General features: G+C 72.2%; 12 protein-coding genes and 1 pseudogene. 7 read left to right on the top strand and 6 right to left on the bottom strand.

From position 1 onward, the window contains the following. Nucleotides 1-277 precede the first annotated feature (277 nt). Entirely contained in the window at nt 278-715 is a 438-nt protein-coding gene (locus tag KJK29_RS30530) for a cell division protein SepF (protein WP_184597617.1), read from the top strand. A 52-nt stretch (nt 716-767) separates the two neighbouring features. Here the strand turns inward: KJK29_RS30530 and KJK29_RS30525 are convergent, their stop codons facing one another. Both KJK29_RS30525 and KJK29_RS30520 read right to left on the bottom strand, forming a co-directional pair. Further along, nucleotides 768-1,958: an acyl-CoA dehydrogenase family protein gene (locus tag KJK29_RS30525; protein ID WP_215122396.1), complete on the bottom strand. Its 1,191-nt coding sequence runs from the start codon at nt 1,956-1,958 to the stop codon at nt 768-770. A 407-nt stretch (nt 1,959-2,365) separates the two neighbouring features. Further along, a complete protein-coding gene (locus KJK29_RS30520) occupies nt 2,366-3,976 on the bottom strand; it encodes an MFS transporter (protein ID WP_215122395.1) in 1,611 nt (536 codons plus the stop codon). Between the two features lie 314 nt (nt 3,977-4,290). Between KJK29_RS30520 and KJK29_RS30515 the strand changes: the two genes are divergently transcribed. Continuing rightward, the gene (locus KJK29_RS30515) at nt 4,291-5,547 is read left to right on the top strand and encodes a glycosyltransferase family 39 protein (protein WP_215122394.1); all 1,257 of its coding nucleotides are present in this window, start codon (nt 4,291-4,293) and stop codon (nt 5,545-5,547) included. A 227-nt stretch (nt 5,548-5,774) separates the two neighbouring features. Then, on the top strand, nt 5,775-6,758 hold the full coding sequence (locus tag KJK29_RS30510; RefSeq protein WP_215122393.1) for a phosphatase PAP2 family protein: 984 nt from the start codon (nt 5,775-5,777) through the stop codon (nt 6,756-6,758). 54 nt (nt 6,759-6,812) lie between these two features. Here KJK29_RS30510 and KJK29_RS30505 read toward each other — a convergent pair whose 3' ends face one another. Beyond that, complete coding sequence (locus KJK29_RS30505; protein ID WP_215122392.1) at nt 6,813-7,028, bottom strand: I78 family peptidase inhibitor; 216 nt, start codon at nt 7,026-7,028, stop codon at nt 6,813-6,815. 264 nt (nt 7,029-7,292) lie between these two features. Here KJK29_RS30505 and ctaD point away from each other — a divergent pair. Then, nucleotides 7,293-9,005: pseudogene (gene ctaD, locus KJK29_RS30500) on the top strand (aa3-type cytochrome oxidase subunit I); the annotation flags it as partial. On the opposite strand, the gene KJK29_RS30495 reads toward ctaD, so the two are convergent. Genes KJK29_RS30495 through KJK29_RS30485 form a run of 3 tightly spaced genes read right to left on the bottom strand, consistent with a single transcriptional unit; the run spans nt 9,004 to nt 11,925 of the window. Next, the gene (locus KJK29_RS30495; RefSeq protein WP_215122391.1) at nt 9,004-10,044 is read right to left on the bottom strand and encodes a helix-turn-helix transcriptional regulator; all 1,041 of its coding nucleotides are present in this window, start codon (nt 10,042-10,044) and stop codon (nt 9,004-9,006) included. The pseudogene ctaD and the gene KJK29_RS30495 sit on opposite strands and share 2 nt — an antisense overlap. Before the next feature lie 56 nt (nt 10,045-10,100). Further along, nucleotides 10,101-11,387, bottom strand: coding sequence for an ABC transporter substrate-binding protein (locus KJK29_RS30490; RefSeq protein ID WP_215122390.1), 1,287 nt, complete (start codon nt 11,385-11,387; stop codon nt 10,101-10,103). Continuing rightward, nucleotides 11,362-11,925: a hypothetical protein gene (locus KJK29_RS30485; RefSeq protein ID WP_215122389.1), complete on the bottom strand. Its 564-nt coding sequence runs from the start codon at nt 11,923-11,925 to the stop codon at nt 11,362-11,364. The genes KJK29_RS30490 and KJK29_RS30485 overlap by 26 nt, the downstream gene beginning before the upstream one ends. A gap of 139 nt (nt 11,926-12,064) precedes the next feature. Between KJK29_RS30485 and KJK29_RS30480 the strand changes: the two genes are divergently transcribed. The 3 genes from KJK29_RS30480 to KJK29_RS30470 are packed head-to-tail and all read left to right on the top strand — an operon-like array spanning nt 12,065 to nt 15,879. Further along, on the top strand, nt 12,065-12,550 hold the full coding sequence (locus KJK29_RS30480; RefSeq protein ID WP_215122388.1) for a hypothetical protein: 486 nt from the start codon (nt 12,065-12,067) through the stop codon (nt 12,548-12,550). 9 nt (nt 12,551-12,559) lie between these two features. After that, nucleotides 12,560-15,241 carry an ABC transporter permease subunit gene (locus KJK29_RS30475; RefSeq protein ID WP_215122387.1) on the top strand — a complete coding sequence of 894 codons (2,682 nt, stop codon included), beginning with the start codon at nt 12,560-12,562 and terminating at the stop codon, nt 15,239-15,241. After that, nucleotides 15,238-15,879 carry an ABC transporter ATP-binding protein gene (locus tag KJK29_RS30470; RefSeq protein WP_215122386.1) on the top strand — a complete coding sequence of 214 codons (642 nt, stop codon included), beginning with the start codon at nt 15,238-15,240 and terminating at the stop codon, nt 15,877-15,879. The genes KJK29_RS30475 and KJK29_RS30470 overlap by 4 nt, the downstream gene beginning before the upstream one ends. Nucleotides 15,880-15,936 lie beyond the last annotated feature (57 nt).

The raw sequence follows: 15,936 nt of genomic DNA, 5'->3' as shown, positions 1-15,936 counted from the left end.
GTTCCGTACGACGTTTGAGCGCCCGCATATTATCGGCCAACCCGTTCACCCGTACGCACTGCCCATCACCCAAACGCCGTGAAGAATCATATTTCACTCACAGTCAGCAGTCGTTTACGGCAAGGCCCTTGGGAAACACGGACTCTCGACGGAATCGCTGTGCACCAGTACCGTCACAAACCCCCCGTGCGGCGTCTATCCACTTGGCGCGCCATCCGCATCATGGACGACCATAGGGATGCGGAAAGCAGAAAGACCGCTGTGAGAGGAGGCGTCCATGGGATCGGTACGCAAGGCAAGTGCCTGGCTTGGCCTCGTCGACGACAACGAAGACGAGCGTTACTACGACGACGACTACTCCGACGGGACCGAGTCCGGGGAGGCCTGGGTCACCGATCCGCGTGTCAAGGTGGCCTCGGACGTCGCCGAGGAGAGAGGCCGTCGCATCGGCACGGTGACGCCGGACAGCTTCCGGGACGCCCGCGCGATCGGCGAGCTGTTCCGCGAGGGCGTCCCGGTCATCATGAATCTCACGGCCATGGACGCCGCCGACGCCAAGCGCGTGGTCGACTTCGCGGCCGGGCTGATCTTCGGGCTGCGGGGTTCGATCGAGCGGGTGTCGACCCGTGTGTTCCTGCTGACCCCCGCCAACACGGAGATCGTGAACGGCGACCCGGCCGGGCACCGCACGGACGGCTTCTTCAACCAGAGCTGAGGCAGGGCCGCTCACCGGCCCTGCCCCCCCCTCGGGGTTCACCGGACGGCGTCTAGCGGAAGGCGTCGAGTCCGGTGAGCGCCTTGCCCAGCACGAGCTGGTGCATCTCGACGGTGCCCTCGTAGGTGAGCACCGACTCGAGGTTGGTCGCGTGCCGCATCACGGGGTATTCGAGCGAGATCCCGTTGGCGCCGAGAATGGTGCGGGCCGTGCGGCAGATCTCGATCGCTTCTCGTACGTTGTTGAGCTTGCCGAAGCTGACCTGTTCGGGGCGCAGGCGGCCGGCGTCCATACGCCGCCCCAGATGATGGGCGAGCAGAATCCCCTTGTGCAGTTCGACCGCCATGTCGGCGAGTTTGGCCTGGGTGAGCTGGAAGCCGCCGATGGGCCGCCCGAACTGCTCCCGCGACTTCGCGTAGTCGACGGCGGCCTCGAAGGAACTGCGGGCCGCGCCCATGGCGCCCCAGACGATTCCGTACCGGGCGTGGGACAGACAGCTGAGCGGCCCGCGCAGGCCGGTGCCCTCCGGGAGTACGGCGTCGGCGGGCAGACGTACGTCGTCCAGGACGAGTTCGCTGGTCACCGAGGCGCGCAGGGACCACTTGTGCTTGATCTCCGGCGCGGAGAACCCGCTGCTGCCGGTCGGTACGACGAACCCTCGGATGCCGTCCTCGGTCTGCGCCCAGACGACGGCGACACCGGCGACCGAGCCGTTGGTGATCCACATCTTGCGGCCGTTGAGCACCCAGTCGGAGCCGTCGCGCTTGGCGTACGTCCGCATGGAGGCGGGGTCGGAGCCGTGGTCGGGCTCGGTGAGCCCGAAGCAGCCGATGACCTCGCCGGAGGCCATACGGGGCAGCCATTCCCGCTTCTGCTCCTCGCTCCCGAAGCGGTGGATGGCGTACATGGCGAGGGAGCCCTGCACGGAGACGAGGGACCTGATGCCGGAGTCGGCGGCCTCCAGCTCCAGACAGGCGAGCCCGTACTGCACGGCGGAGGCGCCGGCGCACCCGTACCCGCTCAGCGACATCCCGAGCGCCCCGAGCCCCCCGAGCTCCCTCGCCAGCTCCCGGATCTCCGGCAGCTCCCCCTTCTCGTACCAGTCGGCCACATACGGCAGCACCCGATCCGCGGCCCAGGCCCTGACCGTGTCCCTGATCCCGAGGTCCTCGGCATCCAGCAGGTCGTCGAGGCCGAGGGGGTCGCCGGGGTCGAAGGGGGGCAGCTTGGACGACACGGACATGACGACACCCTCCGAGACTCTTTAACTAGCACCGCTAACCACGACGCTACGACGCCTGCCCACCCCCGCACCACCCGTAGCTCCCAACTGAGTGGCCAAGGTCGCCGACCGGGGCAGAGCCCCATCGGCGCCTGCGGGCCCCTCGCACATGACGTCGAGCACCCCTGCGGGCTCCACCGAGGGCACCGGCATGGCTTCCACGCGCGCACGGCGAGTCCTTCGCCTCGGGCGCAGCCCAAGGAGGATCGGCTCCCCGATCCCCGCTCCTCGCTCCCCGCTCCCCGCTCCCCACGAGCCGGGGCCCAGCCCTGCCACCACCCACCTCCGCAAGCTGCCGACGCCGCCCCACCCCCACAGGCGGCCCGGACCTCCAGTCGGGAGTTACGGGCGGTGCGTGGGTGGGCGAGTCACACCGAGACGCGGGACTCCGCGGCGTCCCTGGGTGCGGGTACCTCCACCGCACCGCCCGCCTCCTCCTCGCACTGCATCGCCCGCGGCAACCGCAGCGCCATCGCCGCCCCGAGCAGCAACAGCCCCGCGCTCACCAGCAACGTCACATGCAGCCCGTGCACGAACGCGTCCCGGGCGGCATGCCGCAGCGCGGCCCCGGCCGACCCGCCCAGCCGCGCGGCGACCTCGTAGGCCTCCCCCAGCGAATGCCCCGCCGAGGAGGACGCCGACTCCGGCACCCCCGACACACCGGACAGTCCAGGCGCGTACGCCGCGTTCATCACGCTGCCGAGCAGCGCGATCCCGATGCCGGCCCCGAGCTGGTAGGACGTCTCCCCGATCGCCGCCGCCCCACCGGCCTGTTCCTGCGGCGCCTCGCTCAGCATCGACTCGTACGCCCCGAACAGCGTCGTCTCCAGCCCGAAGCCGAGCAGCACGAACGCGGTCAGCATCAGCGCGCACTGGTCCGTACGCCCCAGCGCCGTCAGCAGCAGCACCGCGAACGCCGTGACACAGAACCCGACGCTCACCATCCGCCGCGGCCCGAAGCGCCGCAGCATCCGCGCCCCGGCCAGCCCGGCCGCCATCGCCGCGAACGTCAGCGGCAGCAGCCGCAACCCCGTCTCCAGCGGCGACAGCCCGAGCACGAGCTGCAGATACTGCGCCGCGATCAGCTCCAGACCGACCAGCGCGAGCATCGCCAGCACGATGCAGCCGACGGACGTGCTGAACGCCGGCCGCGCGAACATCTTGAGGTCGACCAGCGGATACGTCCGCCGCCGCTGCCGCCGTACGAAGCCCACCAGGAGCGCGGCCCCGAGGACCAGCGGCAGCACGGTGAACATGCTCCACACCGGCTCCCCGCCCCCGAGCCGCTTGACGCCCAGCACCATGCCGAACAGCCCGGCCGCCGCCATCAGGGCGCCGATGACGTCCCAGGGGCCGGTGCCGTCGCCCTTCGACTCGGGCAGCAGCAGCCGCCCCACCGGAAGACTGACCAGCATCAAAGGAATGTTGACGAGGAAGACCGAACCCCACCAGAAGTGCTCCAGCAGGAAGCCGCCGAGCAGCGGCCCGACCGCCGCGCCCACCGCGGCCACGGCGCTCCAGATGCCGATCGCGAGCGCCCGCTCGCGCCGGTCCGGGAAGACCTGGCGCAGGATCGACAGGGTCGCGGGCATGATCATCGCGCCGCCCACGCCGAGCAGCGCCCGCGCCACGATCAGCACCTGGGCGTTGTCCGCCAGGGCCGCCATACCGGAGGCCACGCCGAACAGCGCGTACCCGAGGAGCAGGACCCTTCGGCGTCCGACGCGGTCGCCCAGCGTGCCGAAGAGGATCAGCAGCGAGGCGCAGACGAGCGGGTAGACATCGACGATCCAGAGCAGCTCGATCCCGCCGGGCCTCAGGTCCTCCGTGACGGCGGGAACCGCCACGTGCAGCACGGTGGCGTCGACGGCGACCAGCAGCAGGCTGACGCAGAGGACGACGAGAACCACCCAGCGGTTGGCACCGGCCCCGGCCGCCCGACGGCGCAGCGCAGCGGCAGCCGTGGTCGTCCCGGACATGTACGTACCTCCCAGATGTTCCCTCGCGATCGGCGGGCTCACGGGGTGGGGGACGCCCCCGCGACTCGGCCGGAGAGGAGCGGTGGTGGTGGTCTCCGGCCCGCGCAAACGAAAAGCGAGTGACACGTCAGAGTACGCGAGTCCCCGCCGGAGCCCAGTGGCGGACCTCTCACAGTTCCGGCGGAACGATGTGGCGTACGCCACTCCGTCGCCACTTCTCCGCCACTCCTCCGCCGCCCCCTACTGCCGCCCCCTCTGCCTCCACCACGCCCCGCCCGGCCGCCCGGTTCCGCCCCGGGTCGATAATCGGGCCCGTGACCGATCTCGAGACGCGCGCGGCCCCGCCATCCCGCGCCGGGGCGCTGCGCCGGGCGGCCCCGGCGCTCCTGGGGTACGCGGCCGTACGCGCCCTGGGCCTCGTCGCCCTGGCCGTGTGGAGCGCTGCCCGCGACAAGGACGCGTACACACTGCTGACCGCTCGCTGGGACGCGCTCTGGTACACCAGGGTCGCCGAGCTCGGCTACGGCTACGAGGTGCGCCTGGCCAACGGGGACGTGCACTCCAATCTGGCGTTCTTCCCGCTGCTGCCCTGGCTGGAGCGGCTGGTGACGGCGGTGTCCCCGCTGTCCCCCGCGGACGGGGGTTTCCTCGTCAGTCTGGTCGCCTCCCTCGCCGCGGCCTGGGGAATCTTCGCGGTGGCCGACCATGTGTACGGCCGCCGGGCCGGGGTGTGCGCGGTGCTGCTGTGGGCCGTCCTCCCGGTCGGGATCGTGCAGTCGATGGCGTACAGCGAGTCCCTGTTCACGGCGCTCGCCGCGTGGGCGCTGTACGCGGTCCTGACCGGCCGGCTCCCTGTGGCGGGCGTGCTGGCGCTGCTGGCGGGGCTGACCCGTCCGGTGGGGATGGCGGTGGTGGCGGCGGTGTGGGTGGCGGCCATCGCCTCTTTCGTGCGGGACCGACGCGCGAACGAGCCGGACGGCGCGCACATCACGCCAAGCGCCCCCGCCTCCGCCCTCACCTCTTCGTCCGCCTCCCCGTCCGCGTCCCCTTCCGTCGTCGCCTCCGCCTCGGCCGACGCCTCCCGTGTCCTCGGCATGCTGCTGGCCCCCCTCGGCACCGCCGGCTACGTCCTGTGGGTCGGCCACCACACCGGCAAGGGGCCGCTCGGCTATCTCGAGGTGCAGGCGGGGTGGCGCAACGGCTTCGACGGCGGTTACGCCTTCGCCCGGTTCGTCGCCGAGAAGTTCACGTCGTTCCCCTCGGCCCTGGCCGGCGTCGGGCTGATCGCCGGGGTCGTGTCAGTCGTCTGGCTGTATCTGGTCGGGGTACGTCAGCGCCAGCCGCTCCCGCTGCTGGTCTACACCGGGGTCGTCACCGCGCTCGCGCTGTGCGCGTCGAGCTACTTCGGCTCGAAACCGCGCCTGCTGGTGCCCGCGTTCCCGCTGCTCCTGCCCCTCGCGCTGGCCCTCGCCCGGCTGCGTACGCGCAGGTCAACGGTGGTGCTCGGGTCGGTGGCGGTAGCCTCCGCGGTGTACGGCGCGTTCTGGCTGAACGGCTCCGGTCCGCCCTGACCCGCTGTGAGCGCCGGGGTAATTCCGCACCATGCTCCGGTGAACGAATTCAAAAGCGCAATAAAACCCCCATCCGGAATGATCAAAGGAATTGAAGGCCGCAGCGGCCGACGATTGCAGATTCGGTGGAAATAAACGTCCTGCTGAGAGGAATCCCACATCACATCGTCATCACAAAGCCGTTGATTCGCCCGGGATCAGAGCTCACTCGCTGTAACGTCGATTGGGTGCGTACCGAACCGAAGCTCACCCGTCTGGACCGGGTGTTCGCCCGGCTGGATCGTGAGCCGGAACGACCCGCCCACATCGATGTGCCGAAGATGAGCAGGCACCGCATCGTGCTGTTCGCGGCCACCGCCGCGTTCTACGGCGCGATCGTGTGGGCCGTGGTGATCACGTCCTGGCTGGTCCGGCTCGACTGGCAGGTCATGTTCTTCCGGCCGTACCAGCAGTGGTCGGAGATCCACTGGTTCGTCGACTACTACGTGGTGCTCGGCCAGCGCGGCCCGACCGCGGTGATGGTCGCGGCCTGGCTGGGCTGGCGCTCGTGGCGGCAGCACACCCTGCGTCCGATGCTCGCCCTCGGCGTCTCGCTGCTGCTGCTGAACATCACGGTCGGCGCCGCCAAGTACGGCATGGGCCGCCTCGGACCGCACTACGCGACCATAATCGGCTCGAACGAGATGTGGCGCGGCGGCGATATATTTCCGAGCGGTCACACCGCCAACGCCGTGGTGACCTGGGGAATCCTGGCCTACCTCGCCTCCACCCCGAGAGCGCGCCGCTGGCTGTCCGCCGTCTCCGCCGTGACCTCGCTCGGCGTCGGGATGGCCACCGTCTATCTCGGTACGCACTGGCTGAGCGATGTGCTCCTCGGCTGGGTCGCGGGTCTGCTGATCCTGCTCGCCCTGCCGTGGTTCGAGCCGCTGATCGCCCGTGCCGAGGCCCGGATCTTCGACCTGCGCGACCGCTGGCGGTCCGGCCGCGACGGTACGGCCGCCGTCCCGGTCAGCGCGCCGCCCGTGGTGGTCACGCCGCTGCCCGCCGACCGGGAGGACGTCGCGGCCCGCTCGCCCCGGGCCCCGGCCTACCTGGCCCCGGGGCCGCACACGGCCCGCTCGGAGCGCACCCCGGTCACCCCGGCCGGCAGCCGCCGCCCTCCGCACCCGGAGCGGCACCCGCGCGGCTCGACCTCCTCGGCCCACCCCTGACAGACGCGCGAAGGCCCCGGTTCCACTGCGGAACCGGGGCCTTCGCGCGTGTCCTCAGCCCTTCCAGGCCCGCGCCACCCGGCCGCCCTTCACCTCGAAGTTCAGCCGTCCCACGCGGTACTCCATCGTGATGATCGCCCCCGGCGGCAGGGTGCGCACCGTCGGCCAGCCACGCTCACGCGCGAGGTGTTCGGCCCGGTCGGCCGCCAGGCCGACATAGGTGTCCGGGCTGTCGTCGGGTTCCGCGGAAGGTGTCGGAATGGGTGCCATGCCGCCACGCTACCCCCGGTGGCTGTCCGGCCCCGGTCACACTTCTGTCACAAGATCACGACAGCCGTTTCCCGCGATGTCCGTCACACGGAAGAGCGGTTCTGTAGGCCTTCCGTAGGCCTTCCGCAGGCATTCGATCGTAATTCCCGCGTGTCACATGAGCTCCTGGAAAAGCCCGGCGGAAAGTGCCGGGAGAAGTACCCCCGGAGCTCCATTCCATTCCGGCGCCGCCACCGGTCCGGCCGAACCGGCGCCGCACAGGAAATGCGTGGATCGGGCACACAGAGGCCGATACGCCCCTGTCGGAGCGCGCGGTGCCCCGAGCATCATGGCGTGAGCTCGCGGGCACCTGCGGCGCGGGCTTCGGCGGGCCCGGTACGCGATGAGCGAAGGGGCGAGCGAGCGATGGGGACGCAGACCGTACAGCCGACGGCGCCGACCGTGCCGAGGACACGGCACGGGCGGGTGGTGGTCGACTGGCTGACGACGACCGACCACAAGAAGATCGGCCACCTCTACCTGATCACGTCGTTCCTCTTCTTCCTGGTCGCCGGGGTGATGGCGCTGCTGATGCGCGCCGAACTGGCCCGCCCGGGACTCCAGATCATCGACAACACCCAGTTCAACCAGGCGTTCACGCTGCACGGCACGATCATGCTGCTGCTGTTCGCGACGCCGACCTTCGCGGGCTTCGCCAACGAGCTGATGCCGCTCCAGATCGGCGCGCCCGACGTCGCCTTCCCCCGGCTGAACATGCTGTCGTACTGGCTGTTCCTGTTCGGCGGGCTGATGGTGCTCGGCTCGCTGCTGGTGCCGTCCGGCCCGGCGGACTTCGGCTGGACCGCCTACGCCCCGCTCAACAGCGCGGAGCGCACCCCGGGAATCGGGGCCGATCTGTGGATCATGGGGCTGGCGCTGTCCGGCTTCGGCACGATCCTCGGCGCGGTCAACTTCATCACGACCATCATCGGGATGCGCGCCCCCGGCATGACGATGTTCCGGATGCCGATCTTCGTCTGGAACACGCTCTTCACGTCGATCATGATCCTGATGGCGTTCCCGGTGCTGGCGGCGGCGCTGCTGGTGCTGGAGGCGGACCGGCGGTTCGGCTCGCAGGTCTTCGACTCGGCCAACGGCGGGGCGATCCTGTGGCAGCACCTGTTCTGGTTCTTCGGGCATCCCGAGGTGTACATCATCGCGCTGCCGTTCTTCGGGATCATCACGGAGATCATCCCGGTCTTCAGCCGCAAGCCGATGTTCGGCTATCTGACCCTGGTCGGCGCGACGATGGCGATCACCGGCCTGTCGATGATCGTGTGGGCGCACCACATGTTCGCCACGGGCGCGGTGCTGCTGCCCTTCTTCTCCCTGATGAGCTTCCTGATCGCCGTGCCGACGGGCGTGAAGTTCTTCAACTGGACCGGCACCATGCTCAAGGGCTCGCTGTCCTTCGAGACCCCGATGCTCTGGGCGACGGGCTTCCTGGTGACGTTCCTGTTCGGCGGACTGACCGGGGTGATCCTGGCGTCGCCGCCGATGGACTTCCATGTGACGGACTCGTACTTCGTGGTCGCGCACTTCCACTACGTCGTCTTCGGCACCGTCGTCTTCGCGATCTTCGGCGGGTTCTACTTCTGGTGGCCGAAGTTCACCGGGAAGATGCTCGACGAACGGCTCGGCAAGATCCAGTTCTGGGCGCTCTTCGTCGGCTTCCACACCACGTTCCTGGTGCAGCACTGGCTGGGCGCCGAGGGCATGCCCCGCCGGTACGCGGACTATCTCGCCGCGGACGGGTTCACCGCGCTCAACACCGTCTCGACGATCGGCGCGTTCCTGCTCGGCATGTCGACGCTGCCGTTCCTCTACAACGTGTGGAAGACCGCCAAGTACGGCGAGAAGGTCGAGGTCGACGACCCCTGGGGCTACGGCCGCTCCCTGGAGTGGGCGACGTCCTGCCCGCCGCCCCGGCACAACTTCACGACGCTCCCCCGGATCCGGTCCGAGTCGCCGGCGTTCGACCTGCACCATCCGCAGTACGCGGCGGTGACTGCGCAGCCCGAGCCAAAGCGCCATCAAGCCGGTCGCGAGTCCTCCTGACCGCCTCGATCAGCTCCACCGGCTCCAGCACCTCGAACTCGAAGCCCAGCATCACCACGTGGATCACCATCACGTCGAGGCTCCCGGCGCCGCAGCGCAGCAGGCAGGTGTCGGGGCCCTCGGCCTCCAGCACCCCGGCGGAGGGCGAGATGTGGGCGGCGGCCTCCTCCAGGGGAGCCAGGAGCCGCACCACGGCGTGGGTGGCGTACACGCGGGTGGAGACGCCCTGGGAGACGTAGGCGGCCAGGTCCTCGGCGGGCGGCGGGCGGGGGACGAAGCGCGGGCCGTGCGGCGGCCGGGGCGTGACGCGGTCCACGCGGAACGTGCGCCAGTCCTCCCGCTCCAGGTCCCAGGCGACCAAATACCAGCGGCGCTCGGTGCACACCAGGCGGTGCGGTTCGACGCTGCGGCGGCTGAGGGTGCCGTCGTGGCCGCGGTACTCGAAGCGCAGGCGTTCCGCGTCCCGGCAGAGGTGGGCGAGCTCGGTCAGCACGACGGGGTCGACGGCGTCGGGCACGGGGCCGCGCAGCATCGGCACGGTGAAGGCGTTGAGGGCGCCCACCCGGCGGCGCAGCCGGTTCGGCAGCACCTGTTCCAGCTTGGCGAGGGCCCGTACCGAGGTCTCGCCGATGCCCTCGATGCCCTGCCCGGCGGCCGTGCGCAGCCCGATCGCCACCGCCACGGCCTCGTCGTCGTCCAGCAGCAGCGGCGGGAGTTCGGCGCCGGCGCCGAGCTGATAGCCGCCGCCCGTGCCGGGGCTGGCGTTGACCGGGTAGCCGAGTTCGCGCAGCCGGTCGACGTCGCGGCGCAGGGTCCGGGCGCTGACGCCGAGCCGCTCGGACAGATCGGCGCCGGACCACTCGCGGTGGGCCTGGAGCAGGGACAGCAGACGCAGCAGGCGGGCCGAGGTCTCCAACATGAGGGCGAGTCTGTCAGCCCTTGCGGACAGCCACTGTCCGCAAGGGCTTGCCGTCCTCAAGGCTCGTACGCCAATTGCGGCACGTCGAAGCAGGTGCGGTTCATGTCGCCCTGGCCGACCCAGCCCTCGCCGTCCTGCCAGCGGGCCACCGACAGGCAGGTATCCCGGGTCCTCGGGGGTTCGGCGAGCCGCCGGAACTCGACGGGCAGGAGCAGTCCGCCCGCCGTGTAGCCCTGGCTGCGGTCCATGTAGCCGTCGACGCACGCGCGCGTGATGCCGCTCTTCGCGCAGGACTTCGCCGCGTCGGTGAACCAGCGTGCGGCGGCCCATCCCTCCAACTGCCACTGGGAGTGCGTCTTCAGTCCCTTCGTCGCCTCGCGGAACTCCCGTACGGCCGGATGGCCGGTGTCGTCGAAGTCGCGGCTCGCGCCGGTCGCCCAGAGGGCGTTGCGGCAGCGCGGGGCGTCCTCGTAGTCGTCGGGGACGGTGGACGTCCAGCTCTGCACGTTGGTCACCTTGGCGGTGACCTGGGCGCCGACCTGGTCCATGGCCTGGCAGAGCCGGGCGTTGCCGTGGGAGTCGATGGCGTCGAAGACCAGGTCGGCGCCCTGTTCCTTCAGGTCGGCGGCGACGGCGCGGAAGTTGGGCAGGGCGAAGTCGACCTGCTCGGTGACGACCTTGTAGCCCTCGGCGCGCAGGCCCCGCTCGACGAGCCGGGCGTAGGCGGCGGAGGCGGACTGGTTGTAGGAGACGACGGCGGCGGTACGGGCGCCGTGCTCGCGTTTGAAGTAGCGGTAGACCTCGGTGCCGCCGTACAGCTTGCCGTCCCAGCCGGTGGTGCCGTCGCGGGGCGCCAGGCTGCCGTAGATGCCGTAGAGGTGCGGGTAGGTGTCGTAGGCGCCGCCGATGGGCTGGCCGCCGATGTCGGGCACGCGCGCGCGGGAGACGCGGGAGGCGCCCGCGTAGTCCAGGGCGGTGGTGGCGACCAGGGCGACGACGTCGTCCTCCTCGACGAGTTTGTGGACGCACTCGTTGTTGCCGACGCCGCTGCCGCCGTCGTCGCACAGGCGCACCTCGACGCGGCGGCCGTCGATGCCGCCGCGCGCGTTGAGCCGGTCGAACCAGGCCTTGGCGCCATCGCGCGGGCCGGTGAAGGCGTTGCCGCCGACCGGGCTGGTGGCGCTGGTGATGATGCCGACCCGCAGCGGGGCGGAGTCGCGGGGCGCCGGGGTGCGGTCGTCGTGCTCGAAGTCGCTCTCCGGGAGCCGGCTGCCGCAGGCCGCGCTCAGGGCGAGCAGCAGCACCGCGGCGATGATCTCAGCAGCCCGGGACCGGCGACCCATTGCCGCTCATCTGCACCAGCGAGCACAGCGTCTTGACGGACACCTTCCAGGTGCCCTCCTGCTCGACGGCTGTCCCGGAGGCGTCCGGCAGAGCGGTGGCCCCCTTCAGAGTGAGCGTGTACGTCACATCCGCGCCGGTCGCCGAGGTGAACTCGACCTTGGTGACCTGCGCCTCGACCTGCCCGCCGCGTTCGTCACCGCTGAAGGCCTGGAGGACCGGCCCCATCCGGTCGCCGTTCTCCAGGACGGCCTGCTTGTCCTCGGTGGAGGTCTGCGGGTCGAAGAACGTCTCCCAGTTCTGCTTGATCTCCTGCTCGGCCGCGGTCCGGTCCGCCGGCGCGCTCGCCGGGGCGCTCGTGGTCCGCTCCGCGGTCGGTGTGGGCGGCGTGCTCTCGCTGCCGCCGCCGCTGTCGTCGCTGCACGCCGCGAGGGCCGGGGCGAGGGCCAGGACCAGGGCGGCCGCGATGGCCGTGCCCCGTCCTGCGGCTCGCGGGCCCTCTGTCGCTCTACCCCGCCTGAGGTCGCTGCCGAGAACCATCTGGCTCACCACCGGGTGTCGGTCCGGGCCATGTGCGCCCGGTGCTTTCAGGGTCAGCTTCCACGGGGCATAGTGCAAGCGATCGCCGGACTTGAACAGGCAGCCAGCACACAGCCGAACCGACGTGTGGGAGCCAGCGATGCGAACAAGCCGACTGCGGACCGTGCATCCCGTTCTGTGGGCGGGCTGGGCGGCCCTGGCCGCGGGCGCGGTGCTGTGCGTCGTCGGCTGGTACGGCGTCTCCGGCGAGCGCTTCGCGGAACGCCAGCTTCCCTATCTCGCCTCCTGCACGGTCCCCGGCGCGGCGCTGATCGTCTCCGGGGCGGTGCTGCTGGCCCACGGCCGGGGCGCGATCGCCGCCGCGCGCGTGGAGGAGCTGTACGGCCTGCTGGTGGCCGCCGAACCCGACGGCCCTCGGGGGCGCGCCGAGACCGGGCAGGCCTCCCTCGCGCCGCTCGCGGTCAGCGGCGAGCGGTTGATGGTGCCGGGCGGCACGCTGTGGCACCGCGCGGACTGTCCGCTGGTCGCGGGCAAGGCGGAGGCGGTCCCGGTGGACTCCAAGCTGGTGGCGAGCGGTGAACTGGACCCCTGCCCGATCTGCGAGCCCACCGGGGAAACCGACTGAGCCCGGCCGATGTCCTCGCTGACGTACGACCTCACCCTGGCCGGCCTCTCGGTGGGCAGCGCGGCGGCGCTGACCGGGATCGGCCTGATCGTGACGTACCGAGCCACCGGCGTGCTCAACTTCGCGCACGGCGCGATCGCGATGGTGTGCGCGTATGTGCTGCGGCAGTGCGTGGTCGAGTGGGGCTGGCCGCTGTGGCTCGGGGCGACGGTGACCCTGCTGGTGCTGGCGCCGGGGCTGGGGGTCGTACTGGAGCGGTTCGTCTTCCGGCCGCTGGCGGTGCTCGGCGGTGATCCGGCACAGACGCTGGTGGCGTCCATCGGGGTGTTCGTGCTGCTGGTGGGCGGGGCGGCGCTGCTGTGGGGGCAGGGGGCGCGTGAGGACGCGCCGGAGCTGGTGCCGGACGAGCCGTGGGGACAGCTGACGGTGGTGCTGGTGCTGGCGGCCGGGGTGGCGGTGGTGGTCCGCCGGACGCGGTTCGGGCGGGAGCTGCGGGCCGTGGTGGACGACCGGCAGCTCGCCGTGCTGGGCGGCATCGACGCGGACCGGGTCGCGGCGGCGGGCTGGGCGTTCGGCTCGTTCACGGCGGGTCTGACGGGTGTGCTGCTGGCGCCGTACGTGCGTCTCGACCCGTACGGGCTGCCGCTGCTCGTGATGGAGGTCGTGGCGGTCGCGGTGGCCGCGCGGATGCGGAGCCTGCCGGTCGCGGTGGTGGTGGCGCTGGCCGTCGGGGTGGCGCAGAGTCAGCTCACGCGGCTGCATCCGTCGGGCTGGGGCGAGCCGCTGCTCCAGGCCGTGGGCACGAACCTGTTCGTCGTCGCGCTGCTGATCGCGGCCCTGGTGCTGCCGGGCGTGGGCACCCGGGACGCGCTGCCGCGCACCGCCACCGCCCGGGTCCCGACCCCGCCCGGCGCGTGGATCGTGGCGGCCGTGCTGTTCCTGCTGCCGCTGGGCCTGGCCGGCCGGGACCTGCACACCTCGGTCCAGGTGCCGGCGCTGGCCGTGATCCTGCTGTCCCTGGTGGTGGTCACCGGCCGGGGCGGCCAGATCTCGCTGGGCCAGGCGGCGTACGCGGGTCTGGGCGCCCTGTTCACCGCGCTGCTGGCGGCGGGCCGTTTCCCGGGGCTGCCCCGGCTGCCGGAGCTGGCGGCCCTCGCGGTGGCGGTCGTCCTGGTGGCGCCGCTGGGCCTGCTCACCGGCTGGCCGGCGATCGGCCGCCGGGGCCTGGCGCTGGCGCTGGCGACCTTCGCGGTCGGCGTGGGGGTGAGCCGGTTCGTCTTCGCCCAGCCGTACGCCACATCGGGCCTGACGCTGGGCCGCCCGGCAGGCTTCGACGGGGACCGTGCCTACTACGTCCTGGAGCTGCTCCTGCTGGCGGTCGCGCTGCTGGCCACGCACGCCCTGCGCCGAGGGCGGACGGGCCGGGCCCTGGCGGCCATGCGGGACCACGAGCGGGGCGCGCAGGCGGCGGGCGTCCGGGTGCCGTCCCTCAAGCTGCTGGCCTTCGTCGCGGGCGCCGCGCTCGCCGCGCTGGGCGGCGGCATGCTCGGCATGGGCCTGCGGGCCTTCGACGCCGCCGCGTACGACCCGGTGCGCGGACTGCTGTGGTTCGCGGCGGTCGTGGTGCTGGGCGCCGACAGCACCCTCGGCGCCCTCGCCGCCGCGGCCCTCCTGGTCGGCCTGGACGCGGGCACCCGGGGCGGTGTCGCCGCGGCCCTGATCGGCGTCCTGGCGATCCTCGTGGGCCGCTTCCCCGGCGGCCCGTACGAGGCCCTGCGCACGGCGGCGGAGCGCCTGCGGTTGCGCCGCACCCCGGCCCTGACACCGCTGGGCGCCCGGGCCCGCGCGCTGCTGCGCCCGGCGGAGCCAGGGGCGGCCCGGCCGGCGCCGGTGCCCACGGGGGCGACGGCGACGGGTGCGGCCGGAACGGCACCCCACGACAGCGGCAGCCGGCCGTCGGTGCCCCCGGACACCCCCGCATCCCCCGCCCCTGCCGCTCCCCTCCTCACCGCCCGCCGTCTCCACGCCCGCTACGGCGGCTTCACCGCGCTCGACGGAGTCGACCTGGACCTCTCCCCCGGCCGGATCACCGCCGTCGTGGGCCCCAACGGGGCCGGGAAGAGCACCCTGTTCCACTGCCTGGCCGGGACACTGCGCCCCGCGCGCGGAACCGTGCGGCTCGCCGGGCGGGACATCACCGCGCTCCCCGCTCACGCCCGGTCCCGGCTCGGTGTCGCACGGACGTTCCAGCAACTGGCCGTCTTCCCGTCGCTGACCGTGGCCGAGAACGTCCGGGTGGGCGCCGAGCAGGGCCGGGTCACCGACCCGGGCGCGGTGGAGCGGACGCTCAGGATGCTCGGACTGGACGGGCCGGTCCGTGCCCTGCCCGCCGCCGGGCTGCCCACCGGGACACTGCGGCGCGTGGAGCTGGCCCGGGTGCTCGCGGGCGGCCCCCGCGTCCTGCTGCTCGACGAGCCCGCCGCCGGTCTCGACAGCGCCGAAGTGGCCGCCCTGGCCCGGGTCCTGAAGGCCCTGGCCGCCGACGGCACGGCCCTGCTCGTCGTCGAGCACGACCTGGACCTGGTCGCGGGCCTCGCCGATGTCGTGCACGTGATGACCGCGGGCCGGATCGTCGCCTCCGGTCCGCCCGAGCACGTCCTGGACGCCCTGGGAACGGCGGCCGGGCGATGACGACGATCTCCCTGCGCCACGCGCGCGTGCGCTACGGCCCCCTGGAGGCCCTGCACGGCGTCACCCTCGCGGCGCCCGGCCCCGGCCTCACCGTCCTGCTGGGCCGCAACGGCTCCGGCCGCACCACCGCCCTGCGCGCGCTGGCCGGCACCGTGCCCCTGTCGGGCGGGGCGGTGGTGTGGGACGGCGCCGACGTGACCCGCGTACCGGCGTACGAGCGGGCCCGGCGCGGACTGTGCCTCGTCCCGGAGCGGCAGGCCGTGTTCGGCTCGCTCAGCGTGCGCGAGAACCTCGGACTCGCCGCCCCGGACCACATCCCGGCCCTCGACGCCTATCCGCAGCTGCGACCCCTGCTGGAACGGCGCGCCGGCACCCTCTCCGGCGGGGAGCAGCGCATGCTCGCCCTGTCCCGGGCCCTGCTGGCACGCGCGCGTGTGGTGCTCGTCGACGAGCCCGCCCAGGGCATGGCGCCCCCGGTCGCGGCCCGGACGTACGAACTGCTGGGCGCGCTCGACGCGTGCGTGGTGATCGCCGAGCAGCGGCTGCCGCCCGGTCTGCGGGACCGGCCGGCCATCGTCTACGAACTGCGCCGCGGGTCGGTCGTGTTCGCTGGGGAGGCGGCCGAGCTCCGGCGATGACCCGGCGCCCGCCCGCACTGCGGAGGTCCCGCCCGGTCGAGTGACCGGACGGGACCT

Origin of the sequence: Streptomyces koelreuteriae, from assembly GCF_018604545.1 — a bacterium.
GTDB classification, from domain to species: domain Bacteria; phylum Actinomycetota; class Actinomycetes; order Streptomycetales; family Streptomycetaceae; genus Streptomyces; species Streptomyces koelreuteriae.
This window is presented reverse-complemented; position numbering and strand designations above follow the sequence as displayed.